The sequence below is a fragment of the Lentzea sp. NPDC036955 genome (assembly GCF_055608005.1).
Genome location: NZ_JBVJRC010000001.1, coordinates 1,022,613 through 1,040,290 on the forward strand (window position 1 = coordinate 1,022,613; position 17,678 = coordinate 1,040,290).

General features: G+C 70.6%; 15 protein-coding genes. 4 read left to right on the plus strand and 11 right to left on the minus strand.

The annotated features are described in order from the left end of the window. Positions 1 to 39: 39 nt before the first annotated feature. From ACZ7CF_RS04690 to ACZ7CF_RS04705, 4 genes are all read right to left on the minus strand, one after another. A complete protein-coding gene (locus ACZ7CF_RS04690) occupies positions 40 to 1,152 on the minus strand; it encodes an aromatic ring-hydroxylating oxygenase subunit alpha (RefSeq protein WP_470368833.1) in 1,113 nt (370 codons plus the stop codon). After that, positions 1,149 to 2,249: an N-methyl-L-tryptophan oxidase gene (solA, locus tag ACZ7CF_RS04695; RefSeq protein WP_470368834.1), complete on the minus strand. Its 1,101-nt coding sequence runs from the start codon at positions 2,247 to 2,249 to the stop codon at positions 1,149 to 1,151. The genes ACZ7CF_RS04690 and solA overlap by 4 nt, the downstream gene beginning before the upstream one ends. After that, positions 2,246 to 4,609, minus strand: coding sequence for a GcvT family protein (locus tag ACZ7CF_RS04700; RefSeq protein ID WP_470368835.1), 2,364 nt, complete (start codon positions 4,607 to 4,609; stop codon positions 2,246 to 2,248). The genes solA and ACZ7CF_RS04700 overlap by 4 nt, the downstream gene beginning before the upstream one ends. A 191-nt stretch (positions 4,610 to 4,800) precedes the next feature. Beyond that, positions 4,801 to 5,571: an IclR family transcriptional regulator gene (locus ACZ7CF_RS04705; RefSeq protein ID WP_458433617.1), complete on the minus strand. Its 771-nt coding sequence runs from the start codon at positions 5,569 to 5,571 to the stop codon at positions 4,801 to 4,803. A gap of 119 nt (positions 5,572 to 5,690) precedes the next feature. Here ACZ7CF_RS04705 and ACZ7CF_RS04710 point away from each other — a divergent pair, with 119 nt between their 5' ends. The 4 genes from ACZ7CF_RS04710 to ACZ7CF_RS04725 all read left to right on the plus strand — a co-directional run bounded on the left by ACZ7CF_RS04710 (position 5,691) and on the right by ACZ7CF_RS04725 (position 10,113). Next, a complete protein-coding gene (locus ACZ7CF_RS04710; protein WP_360399009.1) occupies positions 5,691 to 6,011 on the plus strand; it encodes a bifunctional 3-phenylpropionate/cinnamic acid dioxygenase ferredoxin subunit in 321 nt (106 codons plus the stop codon). Beyond that, positions 6,008 to 7,108, plus strand: coding sequence for an NAD(P)/FAD-dependent oxidoreductase (locus ACZ7CF_RS04715; RefSeq protein ID WP_470368836.1), 1,101 nt, complete (start codon positions 6,008 to 6,010; stop codon positions 7,106 to 7,108). Before ACZ7CF_RS04710 ends, ACZ7CF_RS04715 begins: the two co-directional genes overlap by 4 nt. Positions 7,109 to 7,189: 81 nt before the next feature. Continuing rightward, a complete protein-coding gene (locus tag ACZ7CF_RS04720; RefSeq protein ID WP_470368837.1) occupies positions 7,190 to 8,647 on the plus strand; it encodes an aldehyde dehydrogenase family protein in 1,458 nt (485 codons plus the stop codon). Beyond that, complete coding sequence (locus ACZ7CF_RS04725) at positions 8,644 to 10,113, plus strand: GMC family oxidoreductase (RefSeq protein WP_470368838.1); 1,470 nt, start codon at positions 8,644 to 8,646, stop codon at positions 10,111 to 10,113. Before ACZ7CF_RS04720 ends, ACZ7CF_RS04725 begins: the two co-directional genes overlap by 4 nt. 253 nt (positions 10,114 to 10,366) lie before the next feature. Here the strand turns inward: ACZ7CF_RS04725 and ACZ7CF_RS04730 are convergent, their stop codons facing one another. From ACZ7CF_RS04730 to ACZ7CF_RS04760, 7 genes are all read right to left on the minus strand, one after another. Continuing rightward, entirely contained in the window at positions 10,367 to 11,914 is a 1,548-nt protein-coding gene (locus tag ACZ7CF_RS04730) for a helix-turn-helix domain-containing protein (RefSeq protein WP_470368839.1), read from the minus strand. After that, positions 11,911 to 13,218 (minus strand): MFS transporter, encoded by a 1,308-nt coding sequence (locus ACZ7CF_RS04735; protein WP_360399024.1) that lies wholly within the window; start codon positions 13,216 to 13,218, stop codon positions 11,911 to 11,913. Before ACZ7CF_RS04735 ends, ACZ7CF_RS04730 begins: the two co-directional genes overlap by 4 nt. Positions 13,219 to 13,228: 10 nt before the next feature. Beyond that, positions 13,229 to 13,960, minus strand: a complete 732-nt coding sequence (locus tag ACZ7CF_RS04740) for an SDR family NAD(P)-dependent oxidoreductase (protein ID WP_360399027.1) — start codon at positions 13,958 to 13,960, stop codon at positions 13,229 to 13,231. Between the two features lie 289 nt (positions 13,961 to 14,249). Then, the gene (locus tag ACZ7CF_RS04745; RefSeq protein ID WP_360399030.1) at positions 14,250 to 15,167 is read right to left on the minus strand and encodes an LCP family protein; all 918 of its coding nucleotides are present in this window, start codon (positions 15,165 to 15,167) and stop codon (positions 14,250 to 14,252) included. Positions 15,168 to 15,341: 174 nt separating this feature from the next. Beyond that, positions 15,342 to 15,728: a DUF3037 domain-containing protein gene (locus tag ACZ7CF_RS04750; protein ID WP_360399033.1), complete on the minus strand. Its 387-nt coding sequence runs from the start codon at positions 15,726 to 15,728 to the stop codon at positions 15,342 to 15,344. After that, positions 15,712 to 16,479 carry a HipA family kinase gene (locus ACZ7CF_RS04755; RefSeq protein ID WP_470368840.1) on the minus strand — a complete coding sequence of 256 codons (768 nt, stop codon included), beginning with the start codon at positions 16,477 to 16,479 and terminating at the stop codon, positions 15,712 to 15,714. The genes ACZ7CF_RS04750 and ACZ7CF_RS04755 overlap by 17 nt, the downstream gene beginning before the upstream one ends. Positions 16,480 to 16,578: 99 nt before the next feature. Continuing rightward, positions 16,579 to 17,634, minus strand: coding sequence for a lactonase family protein (locus ACZ7CF_RS04760; RefSeq protein WP_470368841.1), 1,056 nt, complete (start codon positions 17,632 to 17,634; stop codon positions 16,579 to 16,581). Between the last annotated feature and the right edge of the window lie 44 nt (positions 17,635 to 17,678).

Genomic DNA, 17,678 nt, shown 5'->3' on the forward strand with positions numbered 1-17,678 from the left:
CGTGCAAGCTTTCGCGTGCACGGGTGACCAGTCGATCCCCTAGTCGGCTGATTCCAGTTTGCGGAGGAGCCAGGCGTGGAAGTCGCCGATGTGGTGCTCGGAGGGCACCAGCACTCCGCCCTGCGCGTAGGCCTTCGAGGCCATGGCGGGCTGGCATCGCTCGCAGGCTTCGAAGTCCTGCTCGTTCACCCGGTGGAACAGCTCGACCGAGCGGGAGACGTCACGGCCGGTGGCGACGACTTCCTTGGCGTAGAGCCAATCGCACTCCACGACCGTCCGGTCCGCGGCCACCGGGTACATGCGGTGCACGATCACGTGGTCCGGCACGAGGTTCACGAAGACCTGCGGCTTGACGGTGATGGCGTAGTACTTCCGGTCGCGTTCCTCCTCCAGCGCCGCAAGCCTTGCGAAGCCCTCACCACCGTCGACGGTGAACCCCTGGACGTCCTCGCCGAACTCGGCGCCGTGGCCGACGTAGTACTGCGCCGCGTAGCCGTCGGCGAACTCGGGCAGCACCTCGGTCAGCTCGGGGTGGATGGTCGCGCAGTGGTAGCACTCCATGAAGTTCTCGATGATCAGCTTCCAGTTGGCCTTGACGTCGTAGACGATCCGCCTGCCCACGGACAACCGGTCGACCTCGTAGCCGTCGATGGCGTCGAGTGACCCCAAACGTTCGGTCACCGCGCTCAGCACGTCGTCCTCGAACCTCGGAGGACTGTCCGAAAGGTTCACCCACACGTAGCCGAGCCATTCGCGCAAATGCACCTTCGTCAGTCCATACGCAACGCGATCGACGTCGGGCATTGAGGTGAGGTTGGGTGCGGCGATCAGGTTTCCGTCCAACGCGTAGGTCCAGGCGTGGTACGGGCACTGGAACGCGCGTTTGACGCTGCCGGCCTCCTCGACGCAGATGCGCGCGCCGCGGTGGCGGCACACGTTGAGGAACGCGTTGAGCGCACCGCGGCGGTCGCGTGCGACGAGCACGCTCTCCCGTCCGACCTGCACCGTGCGGAAGTCGCCGGCGTCCGGGAGGTCGGCCGCGCGGACCGCGCAGAACCACATGCGCTCGAAGATGGCCGCCTGTTCCCGTTCGAAGATCGCGGGATCGGTGTAGTAGCGGCCCTCCAGCGTGGGGATCAGGCTGCCGGTCATGCTCCGCCTCTCAGACGCGCCGGGTCGAACAGGGCGATCGGGTGCCTCGTCGCACCCTCGGCTGCGAGGTCGGCGACGATCTCGCCGACCACCGGCACGAACTTGAAGCCGTGCCCGGAGAACCCGCACGCCACCGTGACGCCGCCTTGGCGCGCGATCACGAAGTGGCCGTCGGCGGTGTTGGTGAACATGCAGGTGGACGCCCGGTCGAAGGTGCCGGTGACACCGGGCATGCGGTCGGCGACCAGCGCCCTGGCCGCCTCGACCTCGTGGTCGTGGACGGTGCGGTCGATGGTCTCCGGTGTGCAGGACCGGCCTTCGCCGTAGATGGCGACCTTGACGGTGCCGCCGCGTTCGGGGAAGCCGTAGAACGTGCGGCCGGCGCGTTCCCAGATGTAGGTGGGGTGGTCGCGGAGGTCCGCGGTGGGGCGGAAGAAGTGCTGCACCTGTCGTTCGACCTCGAACGTGACGCCCAGGTGCGCCAGCAGCCGCGGCGCCCACGGTCCCGGTGCGAGGACGACGTGACCGGTCTCGTAGGTGCCCTTCGCGGTGGTGACGCGGCCGGCCTCCCAGCGGGTCACCGGTTCCGCGAAGCGCAGCTCGGCGCCCGCCCGTGCGGCGAGGTCGAGGTGGGCGCGCACGGCGCTCTCCGGCACGACGTAGCCCGCTCCGGGTTCGTGCAGCGCGACCTCGTGCGGGTGTGGCCGCATCACCGGGAAGCGCCGGCGGATGTCGTGCGCGTCCAGCACCTCGTGCCGCAGGCCGTACTGCTCGGCGCTGCGCCGGCTGCCCGCGACGGTGCGGCTGTCCGGTGCGCCGACGAGGACGCCGCCGACCCGGTGGAAGATCCGCTGCCCGCTGTCGTGCTCGACCCGGTCCCACAGCTCGTGCGCGCGCAGCAGCAACGGGACGTAGGCCGGGTCCTCGAAGTAGGCCTGCCGCGTGATCCGCGACTCGCCGTGGCTGGAGCCCAGTGCGTGCACGGGCGTGAACTGCTCGAGCCCCAGCACCCGGAGTCCGCGCCGGGCCAGGTGCCAGGCCGCGGCGCTGCCCATGCCGCCGAGCCCGACCACGACGACGTCGTAGGTGCCGCTCACCCGCGCAGCCGCTTCATCCCGGGGTCGAACAGCGGCTCCGGCACCGGCCGCGCGCGCACCCTGGAGCCGAAGTACTCGATCTCGACCTCGCCGACGCCCTCGGGCAGCCACGCGTAGGCGATGTTGACGCCCGTCGTGTACCCGTAGGCCGCGCTCGTGACGTACCCGACCGGCTCACCGCCGTGGAACACCGGCTCGCTGCCCATGACGACCTGGTGCGGGTCGTCGATCGCGAGACACGTGAGCTTCCGGTCGCTGGAACGCTTCCCGAGCGCCTCCTTGCCGAGGAAGTCCTCGTCCTCGCGCACCGCGAACCCGAGGCCCGCCTCGAACGGGTCGTGCTCGTCGGTGACGTCGGTGCCCCACGACCGGTAGCCCTTCTCCAGCCGCAGGCTCGCGAACGCCCCGCGCCCGGCCGCGATCACGCCGTGCTCCCGCCCCGCCTCCCACAGCGTGTCCCACAGCGTCACGCCGAGGTCGGCCGTCGTGTACAGCTCCCAGCCCAGTTCGCCCACATAGGACAGTCGCAGCGCGGTCACCGGCACGTTCTTGACGAACCCCCGTTGCGCGGTGAAGTAGCCCTTCCCGGTGTCGAGCGTGTGCGCGACGCCGTTGAGCAGGTCGCGTGCCCTGGGTCCCCACAGGCCGATGCAGCACGTTCCCGCCGTGATGTCCCGGACGTGGACGTCGTCCGGTGCGTGCCGGGTGAGCCACGCCAGGTCGAGGTTGCCGTTGGCGCCGACCTGGAAGGTGGTCTCGTCGAGCCGCGCGACCGTGAGGTCGCTGCGCACACCGCCGGTCTCGTCGAGCAGCAACGTGTACACGACTGCGCCCGGTTTGCGCCGGAGGTTGTTGGTCGTCATGCGCTGCAGGAACTCCAGCGCGCCCGGCCCGCTGACCTCCAGCCGCTTCAACGGGGTCATGTCGAACATCGCCACGCGCCTGCGCGTCACCAGGGCCTCGGCGCCGCAGATCGGCGACCAGTACCGGCTCGCCCACTCGCCGCGCTCCGGGACCTCCGCGACCTCGGGCAGGTCCGCGTTGGCCTCGAACCAGTGCGGCCGCTCCCAGCCGGCGGCTTCGAGGAAGAACGCGCCCAGCTCCCGGTGCCGCGCGTAGAAGGGGCTCGTCCGCAGCGGCCGGGGGCTCTCCACGGGCTGCAGCGGGTGCAGCACGTCGTAGACCTCGGTGAAGTTCCGGCAGCTGCGCTCCAGCACGTAGTCCGGCGCCAGCTGCACCTGTTCGAACCGGCCGAGGTCGCTGGCGTGCAGGTCGAGCCGCGGCTGCCCGTCGACGATCCACTCGGCCACCGACCGCGCCACCCCGGCCGAGTGCGTGATCCACACCGCCTCCGCGACCCAGAACCCGCGCACCCGCGGGTGCTCCCCCAGCAGCGGCATCCCGTCGCTGGTGAACGAGAACAGCCCGTTGAACCCGCGCTGGACCCCCGCCTCGGCCAGTGCCGGGAACAGCTCGACCGCGGCCTCCCACGACGGCGCGAAGTCCTCCTCGGTGAACGGCAGCTCCGAGCCGGTGATGTCCCCGGCGGCGATCGGCATGGGCCGGTGCCCGTAGGCCCCGATGCCCAGCGCCCGGCCGTGCGAGCGGAAGTACAGGTCGGCCTCTTGGTGCCGCAGGATCGGCTGCCGCGCCAATGCCCGCGGGTCGGCGGCCAGCTCACCGGTGAAGGCGTACTGGTGCGCCATCGGCACGAGCGGGACGGTCAGCCCGACCATCTCCCCCAGCACCGGCCCCCACATCCCGGCGCACGACACCACGACGTCGGCCGGGAAGGTGCCGCTCTCGGTCCGCACCGCGGTCACCCGGTCGCCGGAGGTCTCGACGGCGACGACCCGCTGCCCGTACTCGAACCGCGCGCCCCGCTCGACCGCCCTCCGCGCCTGCACCTCGGCGGCGGCAACGGGTCTCGCGAGACCGTCGCCCGGGATCAGGAAGCCGCCGAGGACCTGGTCGTGGTCGAGCAACGGGTGCAGGCGCGCCACCTCGCCGGCGTCGACGAGCCGGCTCGGCACGCCCCACGCCGTGGCCCAGCCGTGCCGGCGGGACAGGTCGGCGAGCCGCTCGGGGGTCGTGGCGATCTCCAGGCCGCCGACCTGGTCGAAGCAGCCCAGCGCGGTGTACTTCTCGACCGTGTAGCGGGCGAACGCGGTCATGCTGCGGCAGGGGTTCGTCTGGAACACCAGGCCCGGTGCGTGGCCACTGGACCCGCCCGCCGCGGGCCCGTCCGCCTGGTCGAGGACCGTGACGTCGGTGAAACCGCGTTCGGTGAGCTCGTCGGCGAGCGCGCACCCGACGATCCCCGCCCCCACGAGCACCACGCGAGGCACTGCACCAGGCATCAGGACACCCCTTCGCCGCTGTTGCGCGTCACAGAACTCGTTCCGCTATATGCAACAAGCTGCGGCCAGCGGGACCGCCTGTCAATACCGCCGTTCGTGCCGCGGGCGTGTGCCGGACCGTGAAAACGGGCGGCAGCGGTGCTGTTGACCTCGGTTGGCGCGGCACCCACGCCGAACGCTTACGGGCCCGCTCAGCCCGCGAAGTAGCCGAGCTGCGCCGACAGACCGGCCGCGGCCGCCGACATCGTCGGGACGATCTCCCGCACCCGGTGCCGCGACAACCGGTACGACGGCCCGGACGCGCTCATCGCCGCGACCACCTCGCCGCGGTGGCCGCGCACCGGGACCGCGACCGCGTGCAGGCCGAGCTCCAGCTCCTCGAAGCACACCGCGAACCCCTGCCGTGCGACCTCGTCGAGCTCGGCCAGCAGGCGAACGGGGTCGACCACGGTGTTCTCGGTGTAGGGGTCGAGGTCCTGCGCGGCCAGCCGCGTGCGCTCGGCCTCCGGCAGGTGGGCCAGGAGGACCTTGCCGGACGAGGTGGCGTGCAACGGGGTCCGCCGGCCGATCCAGTTCACCGCCGAGACGGCGGCGGAACCGCGGGCCTGGGTGGTGTTGATGGCGACGCCGGCGTCGTGCACGGCGATGTTCACGGTCTCGCCGAGCTCGTCGGCGAGGGCCTGGCAGACGGGCTGGCCGAGCTTGGTGAGGTCCATCCGGCCGGTGGCGGCGCCCGCGAGCCGGACCACGCCGAAACCGATCGCATACTTGCCGCGTTCCCCCAGCTGCTCGACCAGTCCGCGGGCCTCCAGGACGGAGACGAGCCTCGACACCGTGGACTTGTGCACGCCCAGCTCACCCGCGATCTCGGTGATCCCGGCCTCGCCCTGGGCCAGCAGCTCCAGCACGCTGATCGCCCGGTCGACGGACTGCACCTGAGCTGCCGAGTCGGAGTTGCCCATCGCGCAACAGTAACCGGGAAGCAAAACACCCGGCCGAACTCTTGACGGCGAGTCGGCGGAGCCGGACATTGTGTTGCGTCATTCGGAACGCGTTTCGCTTCACGCAACGGAGGCCGACGATGATCCGCGCCTGCGCTCTCACGGACCTGCCCCCAGGAGAGGCGGTGCGCATCGTCGGCCCTCATGCGCCGATCGCCGTCTTCAACGCCGACGGCACCCTGTACGCCATCGACGACACCTGCACCCACCAGGACGCCTCCCTCAGCGAGGGGTGGCTGGAGGGGTGCCTCGTCGAGTGCCCGCTGCACGCCGCGTCGTTCGACCTTCGCACGGGCGAGCCCACGTGTCTGCCCGCCAAACGACCGGTGAGGACCTACCCCGTTCGCGTGGAGGATGGTGAGGTCTATGTCGATGTCGAGGTGAACAGGGACGTGGCGTGAGGACGATCGCGATCATCGGTGCTTCGCTGGCCGGTCTGAGGTCGGCGCAGGCACTGCGCAGGCAGGGGTTCGACGGACGGGTCGTCGTGGTGGGTGACGAGGTGCACCTGCCCTACGACCGGCCGCCGTTGTCGAAGGACTTCCTGCTGGGCAAGTGCGAGGCGGTGCCGCTGGCCGACCAGGAGGACCTCGACGAGCTTGACGCGCAGTGGCGGCTCGGCGTGCGGGCCACCGGGCTGTCCGCGCGCGAAATCTCACTCAGCGACGGCACCACCGTCGCCGCCGACGGGTTCGTCATCGCCACCGGCGGTGTCGCGCGCACGATGCCGGGCACGCACGTCCTGCGCACCCTCGACGACGCGACCCGGCTGCGCGACGCGTTCGCCGGCGCGCAGCACGTCGGCATCATCGGTGCCGGGTTCATCGGCGCGGAGATCGCGTCGAGCGCCCGCGCGCTCGGCAAGGAGGTCACGGTCGTCGAGGCGCTGCCGACCCCGTTGACCCGCGTGCTGGGACCGGAGATGGGCGCCGCGTGCGGGCAGCTGCACGGCGACCACGGATCAACGTTGATCACCGCCGTCAACGTTGAGTCGGTCAACGTTGACGGCGGGATCAAGCTCGCCGACGGCCGGCTCGTCGGCGCCGACGTCGTCGTCGCGGGCATCGGAGCCCGCCCGGCGACCGACTGGCTCGCCGGTGGCCCGGTCGACCTGAACAACGGCGTCGCGTGCGACGCGGGCGGCGTGACGAACCTCCGCAACGTCGTCGCCGTCGGGGACGTCGCCAACTGCGCGGGGCACCGCGCCGAGCACTGGACGTCGGCCACCGAGCAGGCGCAGGTCGCCGTCCGCAACCTGCTCGCGGGCGAGACCGTCGCCACGCACGCCAACGGCGGCTACGTGTGGTCGGACCAGTACGGCGTGCGGATCCAGTTCGCCGGACGAGCGACGAACGTCGTTCGCGTCGAAGACGGGTCCATCGAGGACCGGAAGTTCGTCGCGACCTACCGGGACGACCGTGACGAGGACGCGGTCGTCGGTGTCCTGGCCATGAGCAACGCCCGGCTCTTCACCCGATTCCGCCGGGATCTCCGGTAGAGACGGTTGTCACGGTTTGACCGCCGCCGGCGACCGGCAACACCCCCATGTCCTGCGTGGACAGACGAGAGGGAGGCCTCCGTGTCGCCGGTGCGGCAGATCATCAACCCCTTCGACCAGAGTGTTCTCACCGAGGTCGAGGACCACACTCGCGAGCAGGCGACCCAGGCGATCGCGAAGGCCAGAACCGCTTTCGACCACGGCGACTGGCAGCACTCGGCGCCCGAGCACCGCGCGGCCGTGCTGAACCGGGTCGCGGACCTGCTGGAGCGCGACAAGGAGGACATCGCCCGCACCGAGACCCTCGACACCGGCAAGACGCTGGTGGAGAGCCGGATCGACGTGGACGACGTCGTCTCGGTCTTCCGCTACTACGGCGGGCTGGCCGGCCTGCTGCACCCCAAGATCGTCCAGGGCACACCGGAAGACGTCATCAGCCGCGTCGACTACGAACCGGTCGGCGTGTGCGGCATGATCGCGCCCTGGAACTACCCGCTGCTGCAGATCTCCTGGAAGATCGCACCGGCGCTGCTGGCGGGCAACACGCTGGTGGCCAAACCGAGCGAGATCACCCCGCTCACCACGATCAGGCTGTTCGAGCTGCTGACCGAGGCCGGGCTGCCCGACGGTGTCGCGAACCTCGTGCTCGGCACCGGCCCCGAGGTGGGTGCCCCGCTGAGCGAGCACCCGGACGTGGACCTGATCTCGTTCACCGGCAGCCTCGCCACCGGTCAGCGGATCATGGCCGCCGCGGCGCGGACGGTGAAGAAGGTCGCGCTGGAGCTGGGCGGCAAGAACCCGAACATCGTCTTCGCGGACGCCGACCTCGACGTCGCCGTCGACTACGCGCTCACCGCCGCGTTCTTCCACGCGGGCCAGGTCTGCTCGTCCGGCACGCGGCTCATCGTGCACACCGACGTCTACGACGACTTCGTGGACGAGGTCGCCCGCCGGGCCGAGCTCGTCAAGCTGGGCAACGGCTTCGACCCCGACACCGAGTCCGGTCCCCTCGTCTCCGCCGAGCACCGCGCCAAGGTCGAGCGTTACGTCGAGATCGCGGAGCAGGAGGGCGCCACCCTGAAGGCCGGCGGCAGGCGACCGGACGAACCCGAGCTGCGGAACGGTTTCTTCTTCCGCCCCACCGTCTACGCGGACTGCCGCGCGGACATGCGGCTCGTCCAGGACGAGACGTTCGGCCCGATCATCACCGCCGAGCGCTTCCAGACCGAGCAGGAGGCGATCGCGCTGGGCAACAACACCGACTACGGCCTCGCCGGCGGTGTGTGGAGCCAGGACCTCGACAAGGCGCAGCGGGTCGCCAGGAAGCTGCGCCACGGCACCATGTGGATCAACGAGTTCGGCCCCTACCTGCCGCAGGCCGAGTGGGGCGGCTTCAAGCGCTCCGGTGTCGGCCGCGAGCTCGGCACCGCCGGTCTGCACGAGTACACCGAGCCCAAGCACGTCTACCAGAACCTCAAGCCACAGGCCCAGAACTGGTTCGCACGCCGCACTCGTTCCGCGCGGGAGGACTCCGAGTGACCGCGTACGACTACGTGATCGTCGGCGGCGGCACGGCGGGCTGCGTGCTCGCGGCACGGCTGACCGAGGACGAGAACGTCACCGTCGCGGTCGTCGAGGGCGGTCCCTCCGACGTGGGCGACGAGAAGATCCTGAACCTGCGCAACTGGATCAACCTGCTGGAGACCGAGTACGACTACGACTACCCGACGGTCGAGCAGCCCAACGGCAACTCGCACATCCGGCACAGCCGCGCGAAGGTCCTGGGCGGGTGTTCCAGCCACAACACGCTGATCTGCTTCCGGCCGCTGCCGCAGGACCTCGACGACTGGGGCCACGGCTGGACGTGGGACGCGGTCGGCCCGTACTTCGACAGGGTCCAGCTCAACATCATCCCGGTGGCGGAGAAGGACCGGAACCCGATCGCGCGGGACTTCGTGGCCGCGGCGCGGCGGGCCACGGGTGTTCCCGAGGTCGAGGACTTCAACGCCGGGCCGTTCCAGGACGGAGTGGGTTTCTTCTCCATCGCCTACCACCCGGAGAAGGGCAACCAGCGTTCGAGCGCGTCCACGGCGTACGTGCACCCGGTCCTGGAGCGCAGGAACCTGACGCTGCTGCTCCACACGTGGGCCAGCAAGATCGAGCTCGACGGCGACCGCGCGATCGGCGTGCACACCGACAAGGGCTACGTCGAGGCGAACAAGGAGGTCCTGCTGTGCGCGGGCGCCATCGACACGCCCCGCCTGCTGATGCTCTCCGGCGTCGGTGACGCCGAGCACCTGAGCAGCATCGGCATCGAGCCGAAGCACGACCTGCCCGGTGTCGGCGAGAACCTGCTCGACCACCCCGAGTCGGTGATCGTGTGGGAGACCACGGGACCGTTGCCGGAGAACTCGGTGATGGACTCCGACGCGGGCCTGTTCATCCGCCGCGACGCCGCCGACCCGCGGCCGGACCTGATGTTCCACTTCTACCAGATCCCGTTCACCGTCCACACGGAACGCCTCGGCCACCCGGCGGTGGAGCACGGCGTGTGCATGACGCCGAACGTCCCGCGCCCGCACAGCAGGGGCCGGATGTGGTTGCGGTCCAGCGACCCGGCGGAGAAGCCCGCGCTCGACTTCGGCTACTTCACCCACCCCGACGGCTACGACGAGCAGACCCTGGTCGACGGCTTCAGGATCGCGCGGAAGATCGCCGAGCAGGAGCCGTTGAGGTCGTGGCTCAAGCGGGAGATCGCCCCCGGCCCGGACGTCACGAGCGACGAGGAGCTGTCCGAGTACGGCCGCAGGGCCGCGCACACCGTCTACCACCCGGCAGGCACTTGCGCGATCGGGTCCGTTGTGGACGGTGACCTGAAGGTCATCGGCCTCGAAGGCCTCCGCGTCGTCGACGCGTCCGTGTTCCCCACCATGCCGACGGTGAACCCCATGGTCACCGTCCTCATGATCGGAGAGCGGGCCGCCGACCTGATCAGGCAGGCGTAGCGGCGGTGACCGCCGAGGACCGGCTGGGTCCACCTGATCGCCCTGCTGGTCACCATCGCGTCGGTCAGCTACGGCGCGGAAGGCTCCGGCGGCTACCTGCCGGCGTTCTTCGCGGCGGGCATCATCGACCTCTACCAGTGCTACGGCTTCGATCCTCAGCGGTGCGCTCGTGGCCGGCCTCAGCCTGCTCTGCATGCTGATCGCCAAGCCGTTCGGCGACTCCGACGCGGCGGCCGGTGGTGCGGTGCCGGTGTCAGCCGAGGAGGCGCAGCAGCCGCAGGGCGAGCTGCACCTCCAGCACGCGGTCCGGCGACTGCCAGTCGCCGAGCAGCGACGTGACCCGGTCGAGCCGTTGCGTGACCGTGTTGACGTGGAGGTGCAGCTCGGCCTTGGCGCGGCTCAGGCTCGCGCCGCAGCGGAAGTAGACCTCCAGCGTGTGCACCAGCTCCGTGCCGCGTTCGGTGTCGTAGTCGAGCACCGGGCCCAGCACGGACCGCACGTAGCCGGACACGTCCGCGCGTTCCCCGAGCAGCACGCCGACGAACCCGAGGTCGGCCATCGTCGCGGCGTCCTTCTCCCTGCCCAGCAGCCGCAGCGCCCGCAGGCAGCGGCGGGCCTCCTCGTAGGCGGCCGCGATGGCCACCGGCCCCGCGACCGGCCCGGACGCGCCGACCGTGGCTCCCAGCGCCCGCGCGACCTCCTGGGCGACCGCCGTCGACCCGGACGGCAGCGCCAGCACCACGTCCCGGTCCCGCGACCCCGCCAGTCCTCTGTGGACCGACGCGTAGTGCGTGGCGGCGCCCAGGTTCCCGTCCGCCACGAGCACGACGTGCGGGTCGGTCAGCTCGACGCCGACCCGGCGGGCCCGCGCCAGCAGCCCCGCCGGGTCGCGCCCGTCGAGGAGGTCGGTGATCAGCTCGCCGCGGACCTTGTTCTCCGCCTCCGCCACGGTCCTGCGCAGCAGCAACAGCAACGCCGTCACGACCGCCGACCGTTCGAACAGCCGCCGGTCGGCGTCCGACAGCTCGGGCCGCCCGGACAGGGTGACCCCGCCGAGCAGCTCCGAACCCGCGAGCACCGCGCACACCCACACGCCGTCGATCCGCACCGCACGGCCGTTGGCGCGCACAGCGGACGTCGGCGCGGTCTCCAGGACCTCCACCGCACCGCCCAGCAGCTCCCCCACCGCGGCGGCCACGTCGGCGGCGGAACCACCGCGCAGCACCAGGTCCGTGAGCCGGTCGTGCGCCTCCTCCGCGCGTTTCATCGCGGCGTTGTTGGCCTGGATGGTCTCGAACAGCGAGGCCGTGTCGATCGCGATGGCCGCGTGGTCGGCCAGCGACTGCAGCAGCGAGACCTCCTCCGGCGGGAACTCCCGCGCGGTCCGGTCGGCCGCGTAGAGCACGCCGATGACCTTCGAGCCGAGCTTCAGCGGCACGCCCAGGATCGCCACCAGGCCCTCGTCGCGCACCGCCGAGTCGATCGGGCCGGTGTGGTTGAACCGGGCGTCGCCGAAGTAGTCGGGCGTGACGTAGGGCTGGGCGGTCTGCGCCACGAGCCCGCCCAGGCCCTCGCCGAGGCCGAGCCGGACCTGCTGGAAGAGCGGCGAGACCGACCCGTCCGTCACCCGCATGTAGGTGCCGGCCGGGTCGTTCATCGACAGGTACGACAGGTCGGTGCCGAGCAGCGTGCGCGCCCTCCGCACGATCGAGCGGAGGACCGCGTCCGGCTCGCGCATGCCCGCGAGCTCGGACGCGGTGTCGAACAACGCCGCCAGTTCGGCTTCACGCCGTCGTGTCACACCCCAACCCTGTCACGTTCCTCCAGGTCCGCACCACGGGTCTCCTTCGCGAAGACGATCGCGACCACGGTGATCACGCAGGTGAGGACCACGTAGACGGCGATGGGGAACGACGACCCGTACGCCTGCAGCAGCGCGGTCGCGATCAACGGGGCCAGCGCGCCGGCCGCGATCGAGGCGAGCTGGTAGCCGACCGACGCACCCGAGTAGCGCACCCGCGTCCCGAACAGCTCCGAGAAGAACGCCGCCTGCGGCCCGTACATCGCGCCGTGCAGCACGAGTCCGACGGTCGTGGCGAGCGTGATCAGCACCGGGTCCCTGGTGTCGAGCAGCGCGAAGAACGCGAAGATCCACCCGGCCATGCCGACCGTGCCGACGAGGTAGACCGGCTTCCGCCCGAACCGGTCGGAGAGGTGGCCCCACACCGGGATCGTCACCAGGTGCACGGCCGAGGCGACCAGCACCGCGTTGAGACCGACCGACTTCGACAGCCCGAGGCCGGTGACGACGTAGACGAGGATGAACGCCGTGATCACGTAGTACGACACGTTCTCGGCGAACCGCGCGCCCATCGCGATCAGCACCTCGCGCCAGTTGTGCTTGAGCAGCTCCAGCGCGGGCGCCTTCTCCTCGGCCGGCCCCTTCGCCTTCGTCTCCTGTGCCGCCTTCTCCTGGGCGGCCAGGAAGATCGGCGACTCCGACACGGTGAGCCGGATCCACAGACCGATCACCACGAGCACACCGGAGAGCAGGAACGGGATGCGCCAGCCCCACGCGAGGAAGTCCGCGTCCGACTGCACCGCCGCGAGGACCGCGAGCACCGCCGTCGCGAGCAGGTTGCCGCACGGCACACCGGCCTGCGGCCACGACGCCCAGAACCCGCGCCGCTGCGGATCACCGTGCTCGGACACGATGAGCACGGCCCCGCCCCACTCGCCGCCGAGCGCGAAGCCCTGCACCAGCCGCAGGAACGTCAGCAGCAACGGTGCCAGGACGCCCACCGACGCGTACGTGGGCAGCACGCCCATCAGCATCGTCGCGCCACCCATCAGCAACAACGACAGCACCAGCAGCTTCTTGCGCCCCAGCCGGTCGCCGTAGTGGCCGAACACCAGCCCGCCCAGCGGCCGTGCGAGGAAGCCGATCGCGTACGTGGTGAAGGCGAGCAGCGTGCCGGTCAGCGGATCGGCGGTCGGGAAGAAGAGCTTGTTGAACACCAGGGCGGCGGCCGACCCGTAGAGGAAGAAGTCGTACCACTCCACCGTTGTCCCGATGAGTGAGGCCCCAACCACTTTCTTGATCATCGACAACTCCTCATTGAGCAGTCCAGCCGCCGTCGACGGCCAACGACGTACCGGTCACAAAACTGTTGTCGCACAACCACAGCACGGCTGCCGCCACCTCGTCGGGCTCGATCAGCCGCTTGACTGCGCTGCGCTTGAGGAAGACCTGCTCCGCGACGTCGGCCGCGGGGATGCCGTGCACCCGCGCCTGGTCGGCGATCTGCTTCTCCACCAACGGGGTCCGCACGTAGCCGGGTGCCACGCAGTTGGAGGTCACGCCGTGCGGCGCGCCCTCGATCGCGGCGACCTTGGAGAAGCCCTCCAGGCCGTGCTTCGCCGCCACGTAGGCGGACTTGAACGCCGACGCCCGCAGCCCGTGCACGCTGGAGACGTGGACCAGCCGTCCCCAGCCGCGGTCGTACATGTGCGGCAGGACGTGCCGGGTGAGCCGGAACGCGGCACCGAGCATGAGCTCCAGCATCGCCGAGAAGCGGTCGGCGGGGAACTCGTGGATGGGGGCGACGTGCTGCACGCCGGCGTTGTTGACGAGGACGTCGACCTCGGCGGGCAACGCGCCGACGTCACCGGTCAGGTCGAGGACGTGCCCGACACCGCCGATCTCCTCGGCGAGCGGCAGCACGCCGGGGTCGACGTCGACCAGGTGGACTTTCGCGCCGTCAGACGACAGGGCGCGGGCGCAGGCCAGGCCGATGCCGCTGGCGGCTCCGGTGACCAGTGCGGTGTGGCCCGTGACACTCGACATGGCCGGAAACGGTAGGCGTGACCGGTCGTGACCGACATGTGGCGGCTCCACATATTGCCTGGTCGCAAGGTAGATTTAGCCACCATTTAGCGAGATTCGGGCATATGTCGCGAGAACGCCGGGTACAGGGGCGTAAGCTCCCGTCACCTGAACGGGGGAAGATCAGAACGAGGGGGCTACCACCATGTCTTTGACACCCATATACGACGACCTCCTGCGCGAGCTCGAAGAGATCGCACAGGAGGCCGGTCTGACCGGTTCGGAGCCCGTCCCCGAACCCGCCGAGTGACTACTTCGGGACAGCGATCAGGTCAGCGGGAACCGGCTGGTCCTTGCTGATCAGGTCGAACAGCTGGGACGCCTGCTCCTTGTTCCACTGCACGACCGAACCCGCACCGGGCACCGTCGGGGTGCCCGCGATCGGCACCGTCCCGCTCTGCGCCTCGCCCATGTTGAGGGCGACGCTCGCGAGGTGCCACACGTGGTCGTCCTCGTTGACCGACACCGCACCGGACGCCGCGTTGAGCAGCGGAACGACGCGGAACGGGTTCGCGAGGGTGGCAGGGCTCTGCACCTTCTCGAACAGCGCCGACAGGAACTTGCGCTGGTTCTGCACGCGCTGCAGGTCCGCGGTCGCGAACGCACGGGTCCGCACGAACCCGAGCGCCTGCGGCCCGTCGAGCTCCTGGCAGCCGGCGGGCAGGTCGATGCCGGCCAGCGGGTCCTTGATCGGCTCGTCGATGCAGATGTCGACGCCGCCGACCGCGTCGACCATGTCGGAGAACCCGCCGAAGCCGATCTCCATGTAGTGGTCGATCCGCACGCCCGTCGCACCCTCGACGGTCCGCACGAGCAGCTGCGGCCCACCGAACGCGAACGCCGCGTTGATCTTGTTGCGCCCGTTCTCCGGGATGGGGACGTAGGAGTCGCGCGGCAACGACAGCAGCGTCGGCTTGGCCGCGCTGTTGTCCGGCAGGTGCAGCATCATGATGGTGTCGGTGCGCCGGCCCGCCGCGTCACCGGTCGCGAGAGCGTCCTTCTGCTCCTGCGACAGGCCTTCCCGCGCGTCGGAACCGACGAGCAGCCACGTGGTGCCCGGCGTCTCGGCCGGCCGCCCCTCGTAGTCCGGCAGCGCGTCGATGCGCTTGAGGGTCGAGTCGACGTAGAAGAAGAACCCGACTGCGGCCAGCAGCAAGACCAGCAGCACGACGAGGATGGTGCGTCCGGGACGCTTCCTCTTCCTCGGTCGCCCCTGCGGCATGGGACGCCGCTGCTGCTGATAGCCCTGGTGGTACCCAGCGCTCATGTGTCGCCAACCCCGATCGCATCAGTTTCGCTTTGCACCTAGGGACGCGGTGCGCCCGTTCAGGTTGCGACGAACCTACCGGGGCGGCAGCACGAGCGCTTCGAAGAGGCGGGTGACCTCAGCCGACGGGTCGTCGGTCCAGCCCGTGTGCGCGGGCGAGGTCTGCACGACGGTGCTGCGCGGCGCCGTGAGCCAACGGAACCGCTGCCCGATCGTCGTCCGGCTCACCGGCCCCGCGTCCGGCGTGCCGTCGCACGAGCTCGCGAGGTGGGCCAGGCTGCTGCCGAGCGTCTCGAGGTCGAGCGCCGGGTCGAGCGCCCGGAGCCGGTCACCGTCCACATGGGTCTTCGCGCACAGGAAGTCCAGCGCGGCGCAGTAGACGATCACGCCGACGTTCACGAACTCGCCCCGCTCCTGCCGCGGCACCGCCCGCAGCAGCGCGTACTCAAACACGTGCGGCACGCGCGGCCTCCAGCGAGTCGACCCAGCCGCGGTGGGCGAGGCGAAAGGTGAAGAAGTCCTTGTAGCGCCGCCTGAGTTCCTGCGGATCACCCTCCAGCCACTCGTCGGGCACGAGCGCGAGCACCTCGTCGAGCAGCTCCGGCGTGATCTTCGCGGCGAACTCCGCGTCCACTTCGGACAGAGCACCGGCGTTGGGCAGCACGGCGTGGTCGGAGGCGTCGTAGCGGAACTCCTTGGTGGCGGGCCTGTCCTCGCTCCAGGAGTAGTGGAAGTACAGGCTCGCGCCGTGGTCGATGAGCCACGGTTCCCGGTGCCACAGCAGCATGTTCGGGTTGCGCCAGCTGCGGTCGACGTTGAGGGTGAGCGCGTCGAACCACAGCAGCCGGGTCGCGAGCTCCACACCGGGGTCGCGCACCACCGGGTTGAAGTCGAACGAGCCGGGCAGGTAGTCGAAGCCGAGGTTGAGCCCGCCGCTGGCGCGCAGCAGCTCCTGGACCTCCTGGTCCGGTTCCGCGCGGGCCAGCTCGGGGTCGAGGTGCACGAGCACGATCTCCGGCACCCGGAACCCCAGCCGCCGCGCCAGCTCGCCGACGACCACCTCGGCGACGAGCACCTTCACGCCCTGCCCCGCGCCGCGGAACTTCACCACGTACATGCCCAGGTCATCGGCCTCGACCAGCCCCGGCATGGAACCGCCCTCGCGGAACGGCGTCACGTACCGGGTGGCCGTGACCTCCCTCAGAGAACTCACCCGCGCATGATCACACGAACACCCGCGCGGAGCCGAGCGGGATTCCGCTCCGGCTCGGCCGGCCGCGGTGGCGGGGGACGCCACCGCGGCGAGCGGGCGTCACCCCAGTCGCGCGGGCAGCACGCAGACCGGGATCGGGGTCTGCAGCGCGGTTCCGGACGGGGTCAGCTTGCCGGTCGCGCCGTCCACGGCGAACGACGTGACCGTGTTCGAGTTCTGGTTGGCGGCGAACAGGAACCGCCCGCTCGGGTCGGTGGTGATGTGCCGCGGGTACCTGCCGCCGACCGGCGTGGTGCCGACCAGGGACAGCTCGGCGCCGCTCACCGCGAACTGCGCGACGCTGTCGTGGCCGCGGTTGGACAGGTAGACGAACCTGCCGTCGCCGGAGACCAGGACCTCGGCCGGGTAGTTGCGCGCCCCGCCCGCCGGGGCGGTCTGCAGGACCTGGCCGGGCGTGAGCCGCCCGTCGGCGTAGCCGCACGACACGATGGTCGAGTCGAGCTCGTTGGCCACGTAGGCGACCTTGCCGTTCGGGTGGAACGCCAGGTGCCGCGGTCCGGCGCCGGGCTTGAGCTTCGCCGTCGCGACCCTGGTGAGCTTCCCGGCCGCCAGCGAGTAGGTGAACACGGCGTCCGCGCCCAGGTCGACGGCCAGCGCGTACCGGCCGGCCGGGTCGAACAGGACCTGGTGGGCGTGCGGGCCCTGCTGGCGCTCCGGGTCGGGGCCGGAGCCGGTGTGCCGCACCAGCTGCGACCGCGCGCCGATGCCGCCGTCGGAGCGCAGCGGGAACACGCTGAGCGTGCCCGACGAGTAGTCGGCGGTGATCAGGTACCGGCCCGACGGGTCCAGCGTCAGGTGGCACGGGTCGGCGCCACCGGTCGCGACCTTGTTGACCACCTTCAGCGAGGTGGCGTCGATCGCGGTGACCTCGCCGTTGCTCGTCTCGTTGACCGCGTAGAGGAAGCGGCCGTCGCGCGACTCGACGACGAACGAGGGGTTCACCACGCCCTTGATGACACCGGTCTGCCGCAGCTGCCCCGAGGCGGTGTCGTAGGTGCCGATGCCGATGCCCTGGGCGCCACCGCTCCACGTCGTGTACGCCCCGAAGAAGACTCTCCGCGTGGTGGCAGCCGCCTCGGCGGTTCCTCCGGTCATCAGCAGTCCCGCTCCCACGCCCATGGCTCCGAGAAATCGTCGCC

Bases quoted from the DNA above. Each gene is read 5' to 3' on its own strand.
- ACZ7CF_RS04690 (WP_470368833.1), bottom strand. From the start codon at position 1,152: ATGACCGGCAGCCTGATCCCCACGCTGGAGGGCCGCTACTACACCGAT.
- ACZ7CF_RS04700 (WP_470368835.1), bottom strand. From the start codon at position 4,609: ATGCCTGGTGCAGTGCCTCGCGTGGTGCTCGTGGGGGCGGGGATCGTC.
- ACZ7CF_RS04705 (WP_458433617.1), bottom strand. From the start codon at position 5,571: ATGGGCAACTCCGACTCGGCAGCTCAGGTGCAGTCCGTCGACCGGGCG.
- ACZ7CF_RS04710 (WP_360399009.1), top strand. From the start codon at position 5,691: ATGATCCGCGCCTGCGCTCTCACGGACCTGCCCCCAGGAGAGGCGGTG.
- ACZ7CF_RS04735 (WP_360399024.1), bottom strand. From the start codon at position 13,218: ATGATCAAGAAAGTGGTTGGGGCCTCACTCATCGGGACAACGGTGGAG.
- ACZ7CF_RS04740 (WP_360399027.1), bottom strand. From the start codon at position 13,960: ATGTCGAGTGTCACGGGCCACACCGCACTGGTCACCGGAGCCGCCAGC.
- ACZ7CF_RS04760 (WP_470368841.1), bottom strand. From the start codon at position 17,634: ATGACCGGAGGAACCGCCGAGGCGGCTGCCACCACGCGGAGAGTCTTC.